General features: G+C 69.3%; 14 protein-coding genes and 3 pseudogenes. 7 read left to right on the top strand and 10 right to left on the bottom strand.

The features are described from left to right. Nucleotides 1-206: 206 nt before the first annotated feature. Entirely contained in the window at nucleotides 207-1,394 is a 1,188-nt protein-coding gene (locus AC2TDM_RS04665; RefSeq protein WP_484635944.1) for an IS110 family RNA-guided transposase, read from the bottom strand. A gap of 365 nt (nucleotides 1,395-1,759) precedes the next feature. Next, a complete protein-coding gene (locus tag AC2TDM_RS04660) occupies nucleotides 1,760-2,350 on the bottom strand; it encodes a hypothetical protein (protein WP_484635943.1) in 591 nt (196 codons plus the stop codon). A 584-nt stretch (nucleotides 2,351-2,934) separates the two neighbouring features. Between AC2TDM_RS04660 and AC2TDM_RS04655 the strand changes: the two genes are divergently transcribed. Further along, nucleotides 2,935-3,039: an LPXTG cell wall anchor domain-containing protein gene (locus AC2TDM_RS04655; RefSeq protein WP_484635942.1), complete on the top strand. Its 105-nt coding sequence runs from the start codon at nucleotides 2,935-2,937 to the stop codon at nucleotides 3,037-3,039. A 368-nt stretch (nucleotides 3,040-3,407) separates the two neighbouring features. Here the strand turns inward: AC2TDM_RS04655 and AC2TDM_RS04650 are convergent, their stop codons facing one another. The 5 genes from AC2TDM_RS04650 to AC2TDM_RS04630 all read right to left on the bottom strand — a co-directional run bounded on the left by AC2TDM_RS04650 (nucleotide 3,408) and on the right by AC2TDM_RS04630 (nucleotide 8,720). Then, on the bottom strand, nucleotides 3,408-4,391 hold the full coding sequence (locus AC2TDM_RS04650) for a leucine-rich repeat domain-containing protein (protein WP_484635941.1): 984 nt from the start codon (nucleotides 4,389-4,391) through the stop codon (nucleotides 3,408-3,410). Nucleotides 4,392-4,684: 293 nt separating this feature from the next. After that, nucleotides 4,685-5,140, bottom strand: a complete 456-nt coding sequence (locus AC2TDM_RS04645; RefSeq protein WP_484635940.1) for a hypothetical protein — start codon at nucleotides 5,138-5,140, stop codon at nucleotides 4,685-4,687. 275 nt (nucleotides 5,141-5,415) lie between these two features. Beyond that, on the bottom strand, nucleotides 5,416-5,787 hold the full coding sequence (locus AC2TDM_RS04640) for a hypothetical protein (protein WP_484635939.1): 372 nt from the start codon (nucleotides 5,785-5,787) through the stop codon (nucleotides 5,416-5,418). A 69-nt stretch (nucleotides 5,788-5,856) separates the two neighbouring features. Further along, a complete protein-coding gene (locus AC2TDM_RS04635) occupies nucleotides 5,857-7,044 on the bottom strand; it encodes an IS110 family RNA-guided transposase (protein WP_484635938.1) in 1,188 nt (395 codons plus the stop codon). A 434-nt stretch (nucleotides 7,045-7,478) separates the two neighbouring features. Then, nucleotides 7,479-8,720 carry an IS256 family transposase gene (locus AC2TDM_RS04630; protein ID WP_484635275.1) on the bottom strand — a complete coding sequence of 414 codons (1,242 nt, stop codon included), beginning with the start codon at nucleotides 8,718-8,720 and terminating at the stop codon, nucleotides 7,479-7,481. A 384-nt stretch (nucleotides 8,721-9,104) separates the two neighbouring features. Here AC2TDM_RS04630 and AC2TDM_RS04625 point away from each other — a divergent pair, with 384 nt between their 5' ends. Further along, nucleotides 9,105-9,530, top strand: a complete 426-nt coding sequence (locus tag AC2TDM_RS04625) for a hypothetical protein (RefSeq protein WP_090034011.1) — start codon at nucleotides 9,105-9,107, stop codon at nucleotides 9,528-9,530. Between the two features lie 1,579 nt (nucleotides 9,531-11,109). Further along, nucleotides 11,110-11,235 (top strand): annotated as a pseudogene (locus tag AC2TDM_RS04620) (IS256 family transposase); the annotation flags it as partial. 42 nt (nucleotides 11,236-11,277) lie between these two features. Here the strand turns inward: AC2TDM_RS04620 and AC2TDM_RS04615 are convergent. Continuing rightward, nucleotides 11,278-12,434, bottom strand: a protein-coding gene (locus AC2TDM_RS04615; RefSeq protein WP_484635937.1) for an IS3 family transposase whose coding sequence is annotated in 2 segments (ribosomal slippage) — nucleotides 11,278-12,161 and nucleotides 12,161-12,434 — 1,158 coding nt in all. Because the reading frame shifts where the segments join, the coding sequence is not laid out codon by codon here. Nucleotides 12,435-12,503: 69 nt separating this feature from the next. Here AC2TDM_RS04615 and AC2TDM_RS04610 point away from each other — a divergent pair. Further along, nucleotides 12,504-13,622: pseudogene (locus tag AC2TDM_RS04610) on the top strand (IS256 family transposase); the annotation flags it as partial. A 237-nt stretch (nucleotides 13,623-13,859) separates the two neighbouring features. On the opposite strand, the gene AC2TDM_RS04605 reads toward AC2TDM_RS04610, so the two are convergent. Next, nucleotides 13,860-14,348, bottom strand: coding sequence for a WapI family immunity protein (locus AC2TDM_RS04605; RefSeq protein ID WP_484635936.1), 489 nt, complete (start codon nucleotides 14,346-14,348; stop codon nucleotides 13,860-13,862). 159 nt (nucleotides 14,349-14,507) lie between these two features. Between AC2TDM_RS04605 and AC2TDM_RS04600 the strand changes: the two are divergent. The 3 genes and pseudogenes from AC2TDM_RS04600 (at nucleotide 14,508) to AC2TDM_RS04590 (ending at nucleotide 17,862) form a co-directional block, all read left to right on the top strand. After that, nucleotides 14,508-15,772 (top strand): annotated as a pseudogene (locus AC2TDM_RS04600) (IS256 family transposase). A gap of 127 nt (nucleotides 15,773-15,899) precedes the next feature. Next, nucleotides 15,900-16,859 (top strand): tyrosine-type recombinase/integrase, encoded by a 960-nt coding sequence (locus tag AC2TDM_RS04595; protein WP_484635935.1) that lies wholly within the window; start codon nucleotides 15,900-15,902, stop codon nucleotides 16,857-16,859. Between the two features lie 133 nt (nucleotides 16,860-16,992). Further along, nucleotides 16,993-17,862: a hypothetical protein gene (locus AC2TDM_RS04590; RefSeq protein ID WP_175499622.1), complete on the top strand. Its 870-nt coding sequence runs from the start codon at nucleotides 16,993-16,995 to the stop codon at nucleotides 17,860-17,862. A 272-nt stretch (nucleotides 17,863-18,134) separates the two neighbouring features. On the opposite strand, the gene AC2TDM_RS04585 is transcribed toward AC2TDM_RS04590, so the two are convergent. Then, complete coding sequence (locus AC2TDM_RS04585; RefSeq protein WP_175499621.1) at nucleotides 18,135-18,959, bottom strand: hypothetical protein; 825 nt, start codon at nucleotides 18,957-18,959, stop codon at nucleotides 18,135-18,137. Nucleotides 18,960-19,065 lie beyond the last annotated feature (106 nt).

Raw genomic sequence — 19,065 nt, 5'->3', positions numbered from 1 at the left:
TGCCGCGCCGGCCGCGGCCGTCACCGCCAGCGGCGGGACCCGGAAGCAGCGCTGACGAGCACCAGCCGGAGGTCGCGGGGGTGCGCGAGGACCACCCCCTCCCGGCGGTCTCCCCCACGCCTGCAGCGAGCGCTCCACGGCCACGGCGCACCCGCGGCCGCCACGAGGCACGCCGCCCCAACGCCCGCTCATGGCTCCCCTCTGTGTCAAGACGCGGCGGGGAGGGCGGTTCTAGGCTTGCTGGTGGCGGGTCCGGGAAGTGACTGATCCGAAGTGCCGGTGTGGGGATGTGAGCCGGTCGCGCTGGATGTCAGTGTCGTTCCCCGGTGTCCTCCCGGACCCGTCCCCGGCGTGGGCGAGGTGTGCGTGGCGGCGTCGTCGAGCAGGGCCCGGTAGACGATGTCGGACAGGCGCCTCTTGAGGCAGCGCATCGCTTCCATCGAGCTCTTGCCGGCGGCCTTCTTGCGGTCGTAGTAGTCGCGGCCGGTGCCGGGGTTGCGCAGCTGGACGGTGGCCATGATGTGCAGCACGCGGTTGATCTGCCGGTTCCCCGCGCGGGACAGGCGGTGGCGCACCCGGTCGCCGGAGGAGGCGTCGATCGGCGCGGTGCCGTTCCAGGACGCGAAGTGACCCTTGTCGGGGAACCGCGTGACATCGCCGACCTCGACCAGCAGGCGTGCGGCCCCGGAGGGGCCGATGCCGGGCAGGTCGAGCAGGGTCGTGCCGGTGGCGCGGACCAGCTCGGTCAGTTCCTTGTCGGCGGCCTTCTTGCGCCGGTAGATCCGTTCCAGGTCCGCGACCAGCTCGGCCGCGACCCGCCGGCGGACCTTGCCGGCGGCATCGCGCGGGCGCACCCCGGCCAGGATCTGCTTGGCCTGGGCCGCGGACAGGGACTTCTTCGCACCGCCGGGCACGAGCTCGAGCAGCAGGCGGTGCAGCTGAGAGACCATGCGGGTGTGCTCCTCGCCCAGCGAGCGGCGCCGGTCGCCCAGGGTCCGCAAGATCGCCAGCTGCTCGTCATCGACGACGGGGCGCAGGCCGGCCATGCGGGTGCCGACCAGCGCGACCGAGTGCGCGTCGGTGGCGTCGGTCTTGCGGCCCTGCCCGGTGGCGAAGACCCGGGCCCGGGCCGACAGCTTGGGCGGCACGTCCACGACCTGCTGCCCCGCCGCGAGCAGCCGCACCGCGACATGACGGCCGATACCGGCACACCCCTCGATCGCCCAGACCCGCTGCGGCCAGGCCCGCGCGTACTCAAGCAACGCAGCCAGACCGTCGGCGTCGGTGGCGAACCGGCCACCGCCCAGGACGGCCTCGTCGCCGGCCATGACCTCGATCGTCACCGACCGCTTGTGCGGGTCCATGCCGATCACGACGCGCTCTACCTGCACCATCGCCCGTCCTCCGCTCCTCGCACCCTGGTGTGGTCGAGCGAAGGAGGGCAACGCTACTTCGAGCCGAGCAAACCCCTCTTGAGCCTCTCCCCGCCCTAGCGGCACCCGGGCAGCGCAGGCCATGTGAGAGCCACACGACAGGTCGTGGGCAGCCGATGTGAGAGCGACAGCCCGGGTGCCTGGACCGAGCCTCGCCAGGCACTGGTCCTGCGGTCAATGGAACAAGTAGCCGAAGAGCGGACGTCAGGGTTGGTGGTGCGGATCCGGAAGGAACCCCTCACCGGAGAGCAGAGCAGACGCTGCGACACCTCCTCTCGTGCCGCTCAAATCTCGCCTTCGGGGCTGAGGGCAAGGCGCTCGTACTGTCACGCGCCCCGCGGATAGTCGATTGCAGCCAGGTCGTCCGCCAATTCGTCGAGCCTGACCAGCGGGTTGAGACGGTCAACCAGGTCGGCCGTCAGCGGACGCAGGTCAAAGATTTCGCTCACAGCATCGGCGTCGAGCTCCGTCTCGTAGTACTCCTCAGCGAAGCGCTGGTAGCCCGCGGGTGTGCCGTCCAACAGAAGCTCGAAGAGCCAGTCGGCGCCATCGGGGTCGTCGCCGGGCGGGAACGTCACGTCGCCCGCGCGCCAGCGGTCATCCTGCGCCTCCCTCCAAATGCACACGGTGGCCAGCAACGTATCTCCGTCGCTGAATGCTGGCTCAGTGGCACACGAAGTGAACACTTCTGGCAACCTCTCGAGGAGGCCCGGCCACAGGCGCCCCTGATTGGCGTATGGGCTCATGTCCGACTCGTGGTCGAAGCCTCGGATGAAGACACCTGCCCGCGCGAACACGATCGACCACTCGCCTCCGGATCCGTCTCGCATGGACGCCATCTCTTCGTCCGGGCCCCAATGGCTGTCAAACGAGTAGTAGCGCATGTCCCACTCAGGGCTCATGACCGAGTCGAGCATGGCTAGTGAGCGACACCGGTCGCGAAGCACCGCTATACCTGGAAGGGCACGAGCAACGTCGTGAGCAGTCACCAGCACATTGGAACACGGTGCCTCTCCTTCACGAGACGCAGCCCCAGAAGCCGTCGCGGATCTCGTGCCGGCAGCGGCGCGTTCGCTCGGACATGCCGCGATCAGGGCGGCTCCGCACGGCCGCATCTGCCGCGTCGAGGGCGACGCGCTCGTCCGGAGCGTCGTCCGCCGCCGCTACGCTCGTCAACGGGTGCTCGCCGCGGCCAACCTGGCGGTAAGGGCGCACTCGGGTCGTCCCCGTTCGGGGTTCGAGAAGGCCAGGAAGTAGACCCCGGTGTGACGCCGCTCCGCTCACCCGCGGGCACCGCTCACCCCGCCGACGGACGCGCGCTCATGCCGCGCTCCGGGCGCTGGCGTGGGCGGGACGCTCCCCTGGCGCTGGCGGCGATGGGCGTCGCCGGATGCGCGGCGCCGCGTAGCTCATGCACATTTTGCCCGCGTGTCCGGGTGCATGACAGACATGGCGGTGCAACTATCCATACCTGCATCTTAAATGAGGAGGACCTGTACCAATGAGTGGAACCGCCGGCGGCACCGTTTCTCCCACCGTGGCACTGATTGGGGTCGTGCTGATTGTCATCATCGCGGCGGTGATGTTCGCACGACGGAAGAAGTAGCTTCGTGACAGAGGGGCAGGTCGTTCTTCTAATCTGAAGTCCGCTGGCCGTCGTCCTTGGCACATGCTTTGTCGTGTTCCGCCGGCAGATCGCGCGGCGCGCACGACAGCACCGCGGCCCAAGCCAGACGCCGACCCTCATGGCTGTAGGCGGTGCATTCTTCATCGTGGCCGGTACGGCGGCTCTGATACTCGCGCTCACCGGAGCGGTGTAGGAGTGACCTGAGCAGCGGCAGAGGCTCTTCGCAGGAGGGGGCGCCGGACGTGCAACGTACTCATCTGCCGCGATGCGCGTATGTGGCTGACGCGGGAGCATTCAAGTACCGCCTACTTGCCGGTGGTTCGCGGGTCTAGGTTTCGCGGCTCGAGTCAGTTCGTGGCCGGCGGCCACGGGTGACCTCCATAGGTTCCAGGCACCTGGGCGAGGTCGCGGGCTCTGAGGTTCTTGCGATCGCTCCCTAGTCCCACATGAAGCCGCTCCAGGGTCGGGTGCGCCGCCAGGACGGCGACGTCCTGGGCGTCGAGGTGACCCATGTCGATCAGGTCGAGCTCACGGAGGGCTGGAGCGTCGAGGAGAGGGCGCAGGTCCCTGATGCCTGGCATCCGCTCCAGGCTGATCGCGTGCAGAGCCGTGGCCGCGCTCAAGGGCGGAAGGTGGTCCACCTTCGGCAGGTGTGTGAGGCGTAGCCGCTCCAGTGCTGGCATCTGCGCGAGAGGCTGGGGATCAGCAAGTGCTCGGACCCTCTCCACGGTCAGGCGTCGCACTCGTGACCTGGCTAGGGGCCGCAGGTCGTCGGTCCCGCCGAGGGTCAACGTCAGCTCCTCGAGCCGGTCGAGGTCCTGGACCGGGCGCAGGTCGACACGGCTGCTCCAGAGGTGCAGCGTCCGCAGATGCGTCATCAACTCGACCCCGGCCAGAGACTGGAGCCCGGACGCGACGAGGTGACGCACGGGTAGATGCGCCACGGCTCGGGGCAGCCGACGCACGTGTCCTAGCCGCAGGTGTCGCAGCTGGCGGAAACGTCCGAGGAGCTCGAGGTCGTGCAGACGGGCTAGGCGTACGTCGAGCGCCAGCGTGTGCAGGTCGTCAGGCAGAAGGGCCAGGCCGCTGGCGTCAGCCAGGCTTTGATCCGAGGTGTCGACCCGGAGGTCGCGGAGCGTCGGGTAGTGGCCCAGGAAGTCGAGATCCTGCGGCAGCGTGAGGTAGATGCGTAGAGCGGCCTGGTCGTGGGACGCGAACCAGCGTCCAAGACGCTCGTGGTCTGAATCCGGTAGGGGCGCGTCCATCTGGACGATGCAGTCAGCGGGCAAGGAGCGCAGGTGCCACCACCGAAGAGGGGACGAGACCTGCACCAGCGCAGGCTGCCCGTCTTCTGCCTCGTCGACGAGTTCTACCGGCATGCTCGACGGCCCACCCCGCGTCGCGGCACGCGCAACACTCTCCTCCGGCTCAACACGGTGCAAGCATGCACGCGCGCTCCTCCCGAGGTGTCGCCGTCAGCGGCTCTTGGGACTTTGCGTCGACGTACGCACAGCAAGCGAAGACCGGGACCGGCCAACTGCGCTCCCCCTCCGACGACATCGACGCTCGAAGATCCGCTCATGCCGCGTTGGGGACGGCCTGGGTCGCTCTGAGGTCCTTGGTCTCAGCGGCGCACGTCGAGTGCGAGCAGCCGCCATCGCGGTCGTCCGCGAGCGAGCCAGACTGCGAGCTGCAGGGTTGCAGGCAGCAGCCCGAGCAGCACCGACCGCACGTAGGGAGCGATCTTCGGCGGCGGCAGGTGATCCGTGATGTCGTTGGGCGTCATGGCCCGGTCGACGTCGCGCGGAAGGTACGTCACGGCCACGTCGTCGGGGTAGGACGAGGCGCGAGCCCCTCGGGGGTTCGCGCCGATGAGAGTGGTGGAGACCTGCTGCCCGTCCAGGGTGGTCAGGACGACGTCTACGCGCGCCCCTCGCTCCTGGGCGTACACCTTGACTTCATCAGCGACGACGGTGCGGCCGTCGGCGTGGAGCTCTACCGCCACTGAGTGCACGAACTGCTCTCCAGCCGCAAGGAACGCCGTCACGAGCGCCCAGCAAGCTGCGGCGGCGCACAGCACCGCGACACCGCGGGCGACTCTGCTTTCGCGGTCGCTGGGGCGCCAGCCGGCCGCACGCCTTTCCGGGGTGCGCTCACGGCGCGCTGAGGCTGGTTGCGAAGATGATCGCGCGCCCTCGAACCGCGGCCCGCCCTTCGGGTGGCGACGCCGCTTAGGCACACCGCGTCCTGGCACGCGTCAAAGTGTTCCGCACGGGTGACATGCAGAGCACCACCTGGCCGAGCGTCCTCTCATGCCGCGATGCGTGCGCTCGCTCGTGCCGAAGAGCGGGCGTCTCAAAGGCCGACGTACACCAGGTCCAGAGCGTCGTGGCTGAACGTCCACGTCTCCCACCCGCTTCGGTCTGAACGCACCTCCAAGCACCCATCCGACAGGGTGAAGCAGCAGTCGCCAGCGAAGGCGTGAGCAGGAAAGTGCAGCCCGAGCAGGTCTAGGCCACATAGGTCCCATACGACGTCTTGCGCACCTGGCCGTTCGGCACTGGTCACGATCACGTCGCCGCGACGCCACGCCCAGTCGCCAACGAGATTGAGAGACCACCCGTCACCTACGACGGTGAGCGTGGACCCATCGTCGAAGGCAACCTGCTGTATCCGCAGCGGCAGCAACGGCGCCAGAGCGGCGGACAGCGAGGTGGCATCGAGCATGTCGCAATCATGGAACAGGACGATTAGACATGCCGCCAGCAGGACGCCCGGACATGGCTCCCCTCTGTGTCAAGACGCGGCGGGGAGGGGGGTTCTAGGCTTGCTGGTGGCGGGTCCGGGAAGTGACTGATCCGAAGTGCCGGTGTGGGGATGTGAGCCGGTCGCGCTGGATGTGAGTGTCGTTCCCCGGTGTCCTCCCGGGCCCGTCCCCGGCGTGGGCGAGGTGTGCGTGGCGGCGTCGTCGAGCAGGGCCCGGTAGACGATGTCGGACAGGCGCCTCTTGAGGCAGCGCATCGCTTCCATCGAGCTCTTGCCGGCGGCCTTCTTGCGGTCGTAGTAGTCGCGGCCGGTGCCGGGGTTGCGCAGCTGGACGGTGGCCATGATGTGCAGCACGCGGTTGATCTGCCGGTTCCCCGCGCGGGACAGGCGGTGGCGCACCCGGTCGCCGGAGGAGGCGTCGATCGGCGCGGTGCCGTTCCAGGACGCGAAGTGACCCTTGTCGGGGAACCGCGTGACATCGCCGACCTCGACCAGCAGGCGTGCGGCCCCGGAGGGGCCGATGCCGGGCAGGTCGAGCAGGGTCGTGCCGGTGGCGCGGACCAGCTCGGTCAGTTCCTTGTCGGCGGCCTTCTTGCGCCGGTAGATCCGTTCCAGGTCCGCGACCAGCTCGGCCGCGACCCGCCGGCGGACCTTGCCGGCGGCATCGCGCGGGCGCACCCCGGCCAGGATCTGCTTGGCCTGGGCCGCGGACAGGGACTTCTTCGCACCGCCGGGCACGAGCTCGAGCAGCAGGCGGTGCAGCTGAGAGACCATGCGGGTGTGCTCCTCGCCCAGCGAGCGGCGCCGGTCGCCCAGGGTCCGCAAGATCGCCAGCTGCTCGTCATCGACGACGGGGCGCAGGCCGGCCATGCGGGTGCCGACCAGCGCGACCGAGTGCGCGTCGGTGGCGTCGGTCTTGCGGCCCTGCCCGGTGGCGAAGACCCGGGCCCGGGCCGACAGCTTGGGCGGCACGTCCACGACCTGCTGCCCCGCCGCGAGCAGCCGCACCGCGACATGACGGCCGATACCGGCACACCCCTCGATCGCCCAGACCCGCTGCGGCCAGGCCCGCGCGTACTCAAGCAACGCAGCCAGACCGTCGGCGTCGGTGGCGAACCGGCCACCGCCCAGGACGGCCTCGTCGCCGGCCATGACCTCGATCGTCACCGACCGCTTGTGCGGGTCCATGCCGATCACGACGCGCTCTACCTGCACCATCGCCCGTCCTCCGCTCCTCGCACCCTGGTGTGGTCGAGCGAAGGAGGGCAACGCTACTTCGAGCCGAGCAAACCCCTCTTGAGCCTCTCCCCGCCCTAGCGGCACCCGGGCAGCGCAGGCCATGTGAGAGCCACACGACAGGTCGTGGGCAGCCGCAATGAGAGCGACAGCCCGGGTGCCTGGACCGAGCCTCGCCAGGCACCGATCCTGGGTCAATGCAACAAGTAGCCGCGATGCGGGCGCCCGGCCATGCCAGGCGCCGGACGTGTGAACCGTGGCAGGACCCGGCTTCGCGTTCTGGGAACCGAAGGTGTGCCGCCATGCTGGGCGGGTGGAGCAGCGGACGTCGTACGCCGTGGAGGAGAACCTGGCCGCGCAGCCGGGGTCAAGTCCCCGGTCGTGGTGTGTGACGGCTGCCGCGTGACCTTCATTGGTTAGGCGCTGAGCGCCGGGAGTTGGGGCGGGGTGACCTCCTGCGGGTCGGGGACGGCGGTCAGGCGGGCGCGGCCAAGGACGTCCAGTGCGAGGTAGCGGCGTCCCTCGGCCCATTCGTCGTGCTGCTCGGCCAGGACGGCGCCGAGCAGGCGGATGATCGAGGTGCGGTCGGGGAAGATTCCCACGACGTCGGTGCGCCGGCGGATCTCCCTGTTCAGCCTCTCGTTGGGGTTGTTGGACCAGATCTGGCGCCAGACCTCCTTGGGGAAGGACGTGAACGCCAGGACGTCGGCCCGGGCGGCCTCGAGGTGGTCCGCGACGGCCGGGAGCTTGTCGGCGACGGCGTCCAGGAGCCGGTCGAACTGGGCGTGTACCGCGTCGGTGTCGGGCTGGTCGTAGACGGAGTGCAGCATGGTCTTGACCCACGGCCAGGAGCTCTTAGGGCAGGTGCTCATGAGGTTCGCGGCGTAGTGGGTGCGGCACCGCTGCCAGGTCGCCCCGGGCAGGGTCGCACCGATCGCGGCGACCAGCCCGGAGTGCGCGTCGGAGGTCACCAGCTTCACGCCGGTCAGGCCCCGGGCGGTCAGGTCCCGGAAGAACGCCAGCCACCCGGCGCCGTCCTCGGCGGTCGAGACGTCGATGCCGAGGATCTCCCGGTGCCCGTCGTTGTTGACACCGGTGGCGACCATGACCGCGATGTTGACGACGCGTCCGCCCTCACGGACCTTCACGCTCAGGGCGTCGGCGGCAACGAACGTGTAGGGGCCGGCGTCCAGTGGGCGGGTGCGGAACGCGGCGACCTGCTCGTCGAGGTCGGCGGCCATGCGTGAGACCTGCGACTTGCTCAGCCGGGTGATCCCGAGGGACTCGACCAACTTGTCCATCCGCCGGGTCGAGACGCCCAGGAGGTAGCAGGTCGCGACCACCGAGGTCAGGGCCGCCTCGGCCCGGCGTCGGCGCTCCAGCAGCCAGTCCGGGAAGTAGGTCCCGGCGCGCAGCTTGGGGATCGCCACGTCGATCGTGCCGACCCGGGTGTCGAAGTCCCGATGCCGGTAGCCGTTGCGGGTGTTGACCCGCTCGGTGCTGCGGGCACCGTACTCGGCGCCGCAGATCGCGTCCGCCTCAGCACCCATCAGAGTGTCGATGAAGACGCCGAGCAGCTCACGCAGCAGATCGGGGCTGGCGGTGGCCAGGTGCTCGTGCAAGAAGCGGGCAGGGTCCAGACTGGGTCCAGCGGTCATCGCGGGTCCTTCTCTCGAGTCGACTTGGTAGGTCTCTCGAAGAATCACGCGGTGACCGCCTACACGTCTACGACGACGCCCTCACCAGGGCCGGGCTCGCACACCACTCTGCGGGACGCCACTGTGGCCAGGTGCTCGTGCAAGAAGCGGGCAGGGTCCAGACTGGGTCCAGCGGTCATCGCGGGTCCTTCTCTCGAGTCGACTTGGTAGGTCTCTCGAAGAATCACGCGGTGACCGCCTACACGTCTACGACGACGCCCTCACCAGGGCCGGGCTCGCACACCACTCTGCGGGACGCCACTGCAGCCGGCGGTCCTAGGCGAGGTAGCAACTGCGTTGCTTCAGGTGCTGGGACCGCGGCTCGCTGCGGCTGAGGTTGATCTGGTGAGTGACGCACGCGACCTACCGCCGCTCGTGCGCGAATCGGGGGCGATCCTGCACACCCGCGCTGAGCGGGCACGCGTCGCAGACCAACGCTCTCGCAACGCCACCCACGTCTCGGTCCGCCTTTTCGACTCGGAGTGGGCCGATGCCCTGCGCTACGCCCCGTGGTCCATCGATGCTCACTTCTTCGATGCAGACGGCGACGACGTCATCGAGTTCCACGACAGCGGCCAAGCACTCGTGGCGCGCCTGAACCTGGAGGAAGCGGCTGCAGCACGTCGCCTGCTGGGGCCCTTGGTGACCCTTTCGCCGCTGGAGGAGATCAGCCGCCGACGCGGCCAGGAGCGCATCGATCGTCGCCGCCACACCCGGGCACGTCGTCTCGCGGCCGTTAGGCGGATCCTCCGTCGGTCCCGCCGGGGCTGATCGACGCACGACCGGTCTGAGGGCCCCTGAACGCACGGATCTGCCGCCAGCAGGACGCCCGGACATGCCGCGATCCGCGTGGCAGGGTCATCGGCGTGACTCCCAAGGGTCGGCGATGGGGCCTTGCGACCTTCCTGTATCTCGCCGTGGTTCTCACGGTCCTCCAACTCTTCACGGGCTTCGACCCTCTTGAGCTCGCCTTCCAGCTCGCTCTGGCAGCGGGCGTCGCTTGGGTAGTGGCTGCGGCGTCAAGCCGTGGCGAGAGGCGCTGAGGCGGAGTTGCTCCCGAGCTGCCTCAACGCAGCTCGGCGCAGTCGCCGCACGGTTCGTTCGTCTGGCTCGGCCGCCCTCCACGTCCGGTCATGCCGCTGGTCGGACGTCCACACGCGCAGCTTGTCGGAGGCCCGGATCGCCGTCCACAGCGCGTCGACTCGTGCCGATGTGCCGACGTTAGGCGGTTCAACTCACCAAGACAGCGAGCAGGCCGATCCCGGCAGCGACGGCGAGCCCCGAGACCGTGAAGGCCACGCGGCGCCTTCTAGATCGGGCCCTCGCCCATGAACCGACGATGGCTGCGGCGAGTGCCACGACGGCACAAGCGGACAGAGGCCAAGCCAGACCCGAAGAGTAGAGAACTCCGACGGATTCACCATCAGGGGCGGCCAGAAGCGCAACGTACAGCTCACGGTCGAAGTGGTACGACGTCCTCACCGCTCAAGTCTGACAGGCGACGCAGCCGAGAGACGGCGCGGCTAGCTGATGCCACCGCCGGGCTCGGGTTGGCATCCGCTCATGCCGCGATCCGCGTGGCAGGGTCATCGGCGTGACTCCCAAGGGTCGGCGATGGGGCCTTGCGACCTTCCTGTATCTCGCCGTGGTTCTCACGGTCCTCCAACTCTTCACGGGCTTCGACCCTCTTGAGCTCGCCTTCCAGCTCGCTCTGGCAGCGGGCGTCGCTTGGGTAGTGGCTGCGGCGTCAAGCCGTGGCGAGAGGCGCTGAGGCGGAGTTGCTCCCGAGCTGCCTCAACGCAGCTCGGCGCAGTCGCCGCACGGTTCGTTCGTCTGGCTCGGCCGCCCTCCACGTCCGGTCATGCCGCTGACCGTGCGTCCGCTCCTGCCAGGGATCGGACGCACGGTGGCGGTCCGTCGCGACGTGCACCGATCAGGTTCATCGCCGTGTCGCCGGCCGCCGATGAGCAGGTGATGACCGAGTGACTAGGAGCCCGGACCCGGGGGCAAGGAGAAGGCGAGATGAAGAGGTGGGCCTGGGACGTCACGGCATTGTGTCTCTTCGGCGCGCTAGGAGTCGTCGGACTGACGGTTGGGCGTGACGAGAGCTGGTTCTGGCCAGCGGTGAGCAGTGCTGTGGGAGGGATCGCAGCGTACGGGCTTGCGCGATGGATTGAGCTCCGAGACCAGCGTAGGTCGGCGAACACTGTCGAAGCGGCCGCGGCCCAGTGGCGTCCCGCAGAGTGGTGTGCGAGCCCGGCCCTGGTGAGGGCGTCGTCGTAGACGTGTAGGCGGTCACCGCGTGATTCTTCGAGAGACCTACCAAGTCGACTCGAGAGAAGGACCCGCGATGACCGCTGGACCCAGTCTGGACCCTGCCCGCTTCTTGCACGAGCACCTGGCCACCGCCAGCCCCGATCTGCTGCGTGAGCTGCTCGGCGTCTTCATCGACACTCTGATGGGTGCTGAGGCGGACGGGACTGCTGCAGGTTTCGTTGACACTCGGGGTGAGTGGTTCTCAGGCCGCTGAGGCGGTCGCGTAGATGGTCTCAAACTCGACCGGTGTCAGGCGCCCGAGGCGGGCCTGGCGGCGTCGGTGGTGGTAGGTCTGCTCGATCCAGGCCACGATCGCCTGGCGCAGCTGGTCGCGGGTGCCCCAGCGTCTGCGGTTCAGGACGTTCTTCTGCAGGAGCGCGAAGAACGACTCCATCGCGGCGTTGTCGCCAGCCGCGCCGACGCGTCCCATCGACCCGCGCAGGTCGTGACGGCGCAAGGCGGCCACGAATTTCCGGGACCGGAATTGGCTGCCCCGGTCCGAGTGGACGACGCACCCGGCGACCGCACCGGGCCCGCCGCGGCGCCGTATGGCGCTGTTCAGCGCGTCGACGGCCAGGCGCGACTTCATCCGGTCGGAGATGGAGTAGCCGACGATCTTGTTGGAGTAGACGTCCTTGATGGCGCAGCAGTAGAGCTTGCCCTCGTCGGTCCAGTGCTCGGTGATGTCGGTCAGCCACAGGCTGTTGGGTCGTTCGGCACTGAAGCGGCGCTCGACCAGATCGTCGTGCACCGGCGGGCCGGGCCGCTTGGCCTTGCCCCGCTTGCGCGAGTGCGTGGAGTAGACGCCCTGCTGGGAGCACAGACGCCATATCCGCCGGTCGCCGACCCGGTGGCCGGCCTGGCGCAGCTCGTCGGCCACGAGCCGGTACCCGAACTCCGGGTCGTCCCTGTGCGCGTCGATCGCAGCGTCGGTCAGGTACGCGTCGGCCAGGTCCCGGTCGCTGATCGGCTTGGCGCACCAGGCGTAGTAGCCCTGCGTGGAGAACTTCAGCACCCGGCAGGTCACCGCGACGGGGATCCCGTCGCCGGCGAGGTCACGGACCAGCGGGTACATCATTTTGGGGAGATCTCCTTGGCGAAGTACGCCGCCGCCCGGCGCAGGATCTCGTTCTCCTGCTCCAGCAACCTGTTGCGCTTGCGCAGCTCACGCAGCTGCTCGGACTCCTTGGCGGTGACGCCCTGCCGGGTGCCGGCCTCGACGTCGGCGGCCTTCATCCAGTTGCGCAGGCACGACTCGGAGATGCCGAGGTCCTTGGCGATCGTCGAGATCGGGGCCTCGCCCTTGCGTGCGAGGGCGACCGCGTCGTCGCGGAACTCCTGGGGGTGGGGTGCGGGCACGGGACACATCCTTCCAGCGGGGACACACGTCCCCACAGGTCAGGTGTCAACCGAACCTGCAGCAGTCCCGACGCGATCTGCGGCGCCGAGTACGGTGCCCGCAGCACCGAGCGGGTCAACACCCGCAACGGCTACCGGCATCGGGACTTCGACACCCGGGTCGGCACGATCGACGTGGCGATCCCCAAGCTGCGCGCCGGGACCTACTTCCCGGACTGGCTGCTGGAGCGCCGACGCCGGGCCGAGGCGGCCCTGACCTCGGTGGTCGCGACCTGCTACCTCCTGGGCGTCTCGACCCGGCGGATGGACAAGTTGGTCGAGTCCCTCGGGATCACCCGGCTGAGCAAGTCGCAGGTCTCACGCATGGCCGCCGACCTCGACGAGCAGGTCGCCGCGTTCCGCACCCGCCCACTGGACGCCGGCCCCTACACGTTCGTTGCCGCCGACGCCCTGAGCGTGAAGGTCCGTGAGGGCGGACGCGTCGTCAACATCGCGGTCATGGTCGCCACCGGTGTCAACAACGACGGGCACCGGGAGATCCTCGGCATCGACGTCTCGACCGCCGAGGACGGCGCCGGGTGGCTGGCGTTCTTCCGGGACCTGACCGCCCGGGGCCTGACCGGCGTGAAGCTGGTGACCTCCGACGCGCACTCCGGGCTGGTCGCCGCGATCGGTGCGACCCTGCCCGGGGCGACCTGGCAGCGGTGCCGCACCCACTACGCCGCGAACCTCATGAGCACCTGCCCTAAGAGCTCCTGGCCGTGGGTCAAGACCATGCTGCACTCCGTCTACGACCAGCCCGACACCGACGCGGTACACGCCCAGTTCGACCGGCTCCTGGACGCCGTCGCCGACAAGCTCCCGGCCGTCGCGGACCACCTCGAGGCCGCCCGGGCCGACGTCCTGGCGTTCACGTCCTTCCCCAAGGAGGTCTGGCGCCAGATCTGGTCCAACAACCCCAACGAGAGGCTGAACAGGGAGATCCGCCGGCGCACCGACGTCGTGGGAATCTTCCCCGACCGCACCTCGATCATCCGCCTGCTCGGCGCCGTCCTGGCCGAGCAGCACGACGAATGGGCCGAGGGACGCCGCTACCTCGCACTGGACGTCCTTGGCCGCGCCCGCCTGACCGCCGTCCCCGACCCGCAGGAGGTCACCCCGCCCCAACTCCCGGCGCTCAGCGCCTAACCAATGAAGGTCACGCGGCAGCCGTCACACACCACGACCGGGGACTTGACCCGCGGCCCGGATCGAGCACGCGAGGCGCGAGCCGCCCAGCGAGACGCCCGTAAGCACTAGACGGCACGAACGACCGCACATGCCGCCAGCAGGACGCCCGGACATGCCGCTGACCGAGCTGCGCAAACCGAGCCTCGTCGGTGTCCGGGGCAGCCTTCGTCGCGTGACTCGAAGAGCGAACGTCTGCTATCGCTGCGGGAACGGCGAGATGTCGGCTCCCCAGCTCTCGGCCGCAGCGGCCAGGTCATTCCGCGTCATGGTGAGCGCCACGAAGTGCTCGTAGAGCTCAGGTGCTGAGTCAGAGTCCGGCACACGCGGCGCCGACTCGAGTGAGAAGTGGACCCGGAGCGCCACGTCAGAGTCAGTGATCCCTTGGACGCTGAAAGCCAGGTTCGGCTCGGTGAAGGTCAGCAGACCGTCATCCTCTCTAGGGGCTGTAGAGGGCTGGACCTCCCCTCGGCTCGCTGCATGCAGCCACGCCTCGAGCTCGGCGCTCTCCCACGTCGTCAGGCAAGGGTCGAGGAACGACCACGAGGCTCCGGTCGGAGGGCGCACTTCGCCGCGGACCATCAGCCAGTTCGCGTCCCAATCGCCAGGCTGCCCCGACCCCCTACCGAATTGGTATCCGGTCGGCCGCAGCCGCACGGTCGCACCGTCCCCCGAGCGCAGTTCCACGGGCACATGCTCGCAGCACCCACGACCCACTGCGTCGAACACACTGAGCCGAGCGACCTCGACCGCGGTCGCGACCATCCGGTCAGGGTCTGTCAGATGAACGGTGGGCGGGGGTCGGCCTGACGCGCCGGGCGGGTGCTTGGCGGGGAAGCAGGCGGCATGACCGAGACGATCGAGCCCATGGTGCTCGACGACGAGGAGAAGAAGGAGCTCGCCCAGCGGCTGGTCGCCCAGGCGCGTGAGGCCGGCATCGACCTGGTGGGCCCAGACGGGCTGCTGGCCGGGTTGACCAAGCAGGTCCTAGAGACCGCGCTGGAGGAGGAGCTGACCGACCACCTGGGCTATCCGGCCGGCGACCGGGCCACGAAGGCCGGCACCAACGAACGCAACGGGACGAGGACCAAGAGGGTCATCACCGAGATCGGTCCGGTGCAGATCGACGTCCCGCGCGATCGGGAGGGCACCTTCGAGCCCGCGATCGTCAAGAAGCGTCAGCGGCGGCTGGACGGCGTGGACGAGCTCGTGCTCTCGCTCACGGCGCGAGGCCTGACCACCGGTGAGGTCAGCGCGCACTTCGCCGAGGTCTACGGCGCCTCGGTGTCCAAGGACACCGTCAGCCGCATCACCGACAAGGTTGTCGCGGAGATGGCCGAGTGGCAGGTGCGGCCGCTGGATGCGGTCTACCCGGTCATCTTCATCGACGTGATCGTGGTCAAGGTCCGCGACGGCTCTGTCACCAACAAGCCTTTCTACGTGGTCATCGGCGTCAACACCCGCGGGGAGCGGGACATCTTGGGGATCTGGGCCGGGGACGGCGGGGAGGGCGCGAAGTACTGGCTCAACGTCTTGACCGAGATCAAGAACCGCGGCGTGGGCGACGTGTGCATCGCGGTCTGCGACGGGCTCAAGGGTCTGCCCGAGGCGATCACCACGGTCTGGGAGCTGACCCAGGTGCAGACCTGCGTGATCCACCTGATCCGCAACACGTTCCGCTACGCCGCCCGCCAGGACTGGGACGCCGTGGCCAAGGACCTGCGCCCGATCTACACCGCCGTCAACGCCGAGCAGGCCGCGGTCCGCCTGCAGGACTTCGCGGACAAGTGGACCGGGAAGTACCCGGCGGCGGTCAAGCTCTGGCGCAACGCCTGGAGCGAGTTCGTGCCGTTCTTGGACTACGACGTCGAGATCCGCACGATCATCTGCACGACCAACGCGATCGAGTCCCTCAACGCCCGCTACCGGCGCGCGGTCCGGGCGCGCGGGCACTTCCCCAACGACGCGGCTGCGCTGAAGTGCCTGTACCTGGTGACGCGGTCACTGGACCCACGGGTAAGGGACGGGCACGATGGGTCATCCGGTGGAAGGCAGCCCTAAACGCCTTCGCCATCACCTTCGAGGGACGCATCAACCCCTCGAGCATCTAGAGAACGCCGGGCCCCGCCCACCGTTCATCTGACACTCCCTCCGGTCATGCCGCTGCGCGAGCGGATGCCGATGGTGGATGCCGTGGTGGGCATGGGCGCATGCTCGTGCATGACTACGCCTTCGTCTGTGCCGTTGCCCGTGGTGTTCGTGTCCGAGGGGTGGCGGACGGATCCGCTGCGTCTGGCGGTCGCCGGCTACTTGGCCCGCTACCGGGGGGAGACCCGCCGTCACACCGAGTCCGACCTGCGCTGCTACTTGCGATGGTGTCAGCAGCACGGGCTGGATCCGTTGCAGGCGCGGCGCCCGCACGTCGAGCTGTACGTGCGGTGGCTGCAGGAGACCCGCCGCTACGCCTCCTCAACGGTCTCGCGGCGGGTGTCGGTGCTGTGCGGGTTCTACCGCACCTGCGTCATCGACCAGGTCTTAGAGCACTCCCCGGCCGAGCACGTGGCGCGGCCACGCGTGCCGGCCGAATCACCCACGCTGGGCCTGACGCACCTGCAGCTGGAAGCGCTGCTGACCGCCGCCCGCCTCTCACCCCGCCCGTCGGACTTCGCGCTGGTGTGCCTGCTCGGACTCCTGGGGCTGCGGATCTTCGAAGCCTGCGCCCTGGACATCGCCGACCTTGGCGAGGAGCACGGACACCGCGTCGCACGTGTGGTCGGCAAGGGCCACAAAATGGTTCTGGTCCCGCTACCACCCGCCGTGTCCCGGGCCGTCGACCGAGCAACGGCCGGGCGCCTGTCCGGGCCCGTCCTGCTGAACACCCGTGGTCGGCGCATGGATCGCCACGCCGCCACCCGCCGGCTGCGTCGATTGGCCGCGGTTGCGGGGGTGCACCTGCCCCGCATGCACCCGCACATGCTGCGCCACACCTACGTCACCACCATGCTCGACGCCGGCGTCGACCTGCGCGACGTGCAGATCGCCGCCCGGCACGCCGACCCCCGCACCACCATGCGATACGACCGCGCCCGCACCACCCTGGACCGCCACCCCCAACTACATCCTCGCCGCCTACATGGCCTCCGGCACATGACCCGCTCCTGCCGATGTGCGAGCGGTACCGGAAGGTCGGGTCGCTGACGCACGGACGGGCGTGGGCGAAGGAACACGCATGCGCAGGAGTGCACCGCAACTATGGTGGCGAAGAAGGCGATGCCGGAGGCGACCAACACGTCCTTCCACGAAGGCATGCGCGATCGATGACAGGAGAATCGTGGCGAAGATGCGTCGTTTCCTTCCGGTGCTCGTCGCCGGCGCTCTAGCGGTGGTCACATGTGTGCCTCCAGCAGCAGCCGCCGCTTCCGACGACGAGCTGATCCCGGGTGACACGCTGGTCGCGAACCAGGGGGTACACCAGTCCGCCCTCATGCCGCCATTCAACGAGCGGTACGCCGAGTCCCATCTTGAGATGCAGAGCGACGGCAACCTCGTGCTGTACCGGCTGGACCGTTACACCGGCATGGACTATGCGGACTGGCAGACAGGCACGAGTGGACACCCCGGCGCCTACCTCGCCCTACAGTCGGACGGGAATGCCGTTGTCTACACGGCGGACGGCGGACAGGCGTTGTGGCAGTCGGGTACCGCGGGTCAGGCAGGTGCACGCCTGACGCTGCAGCCCGACGGGAATCTTGTCGTGTATGCCGGTGGGGCGGCCCGCTGGCAGGCTGGCACTGCGATGTTCCGTAGCGGCCTGGGGAACGCGGTCGGACTCGAGCTGGCACCCGGCCAGGACCTGCTGTCAGACGGGGCGGCGGAGGTCGGGTACGAGGTCGGGCACAGCCGACTGGTGATGCAGACGGACGGCAACTTGGTCGCCTACCAGCAGGGCCGGGCCTATTGGCAGTCGGGAACCGCTGGCCGGCCCGGCGCCTACCTGGTGATGCAGTCGGACGGGAACGCGGTCGTGTACGCCTCCGACCGCGCCACCGTGCTGTGGCAGTCCGGCACCGCCGGGATCGGCGACTCCGCGCTCACTGTTCGTCACTTCGGGAGCATCCGGATCAGCAACGGCATCGACAGGATCACGGTGGTCCCCGAGGCGCCCGGGGCCGGCGGTAGGGACCGCGACTGCGGCTGCTAGGGATCGCGCGAGCCACGACGGCATGGGAGCGCATACCGGGCGCGAGGTTCATCTTCTGCCTTGCCACGTAGGGCCAGTGCGACCAAGCCGGCCGCCAGCGCGCCTAGCGACGTCTGCGCGTGATCCACTCCGAGCAGGTAGGCGGGCAAGTCGGCCGTGGACGTTTCGCCGGTGGGTCGACCTCCGCTGAGCAACGTGTCCGCCGCCCGGCGTGGTGCCGGGCGGCGGACTCTTTTCGGTCGTCGTCGCGGTGCCGAAGCGACAGCCTCGAGTCACTCCCCGATCGACAGGACGTCCGGGCCGGGGCGAGGGCCGCGCACGACGACGCGCTGCGTGACGTCGTCGCCGTCCGTGTCGTCGCCGTAGGCGCTCAGGGTGCCCCAGCCCCACAGGATGGTGATGTCCCACGGGTCCTGGTTGACCGGCAGCGCGAGGCCGGCCTGCCACAGGGCTGTCCGGCCGTCGGGCGCGTAGACGACGAGGTTCTCGTCGGCCTGCTGGGCGAGGTAGGCGCCAGGGTGGCCGGCGGTTCCGCTCTGCCAGTACGCGCGGCCCTCGTCGTACGCGACCAGGTTGCCGTCGGTCTGCATGACCAGGCGCGCCGGCCCGGGGACCGGGGCCAGCGTGCCCACGGCTGACTCGGCCTGGGACTGCAGGTCCTGCCCGGGGAGCAGGACGTCCTCCCCCTCGAGGTGATCCCGCAGCAGCGCCGTACCCGACTGCCAGCCGGCTGCGCCGGTGTCGTCGAGGACGACCACGTTGGCATCGCCCTGGACCAGGAGCACGGCTCCCGGACGCCCGGCCGTCCCGGACTGCCAGAGGGCCGTGATTCCGTCGGCGGCGTAGACCACGACGTTGCCGTCGGTCTGGACCGCTGCGTAGGCGCCCGCATGGCCCGCCGTACCGGACTGCCACAGCGGGACGTCCACCTCGTTGTAGAGCCGGGCGTACAGCACCAGGTTGCCGTCGCCCTGCATCTCCAGGTGCGCAGACGTCGTGAACCAGCGCTGGCTGTCCACGATCTCCTCGAGGCTGTCACCGGCTACGAGGAGACCGCCGATGTCGCCCGACGCCAGCCCACCCAGCCCGCCGGGCACCGCCGACGCTGGGACGGCGCCGAGAAGGCACGCCGCCACAGCGCCGGCGCTCGTCGCAGCGGCAGTGAGAAAGCGAAGTCTGGCGTGGAGCGGCATGGTTGGGGTC

Source organism: Cellulomonas sp. plas2, from assembly GCF_057221735.1.
Note: the sequence above shows the minus strand (reverse complement) of the source record. Positions and strands in the feature narration are given on the sequence as shown.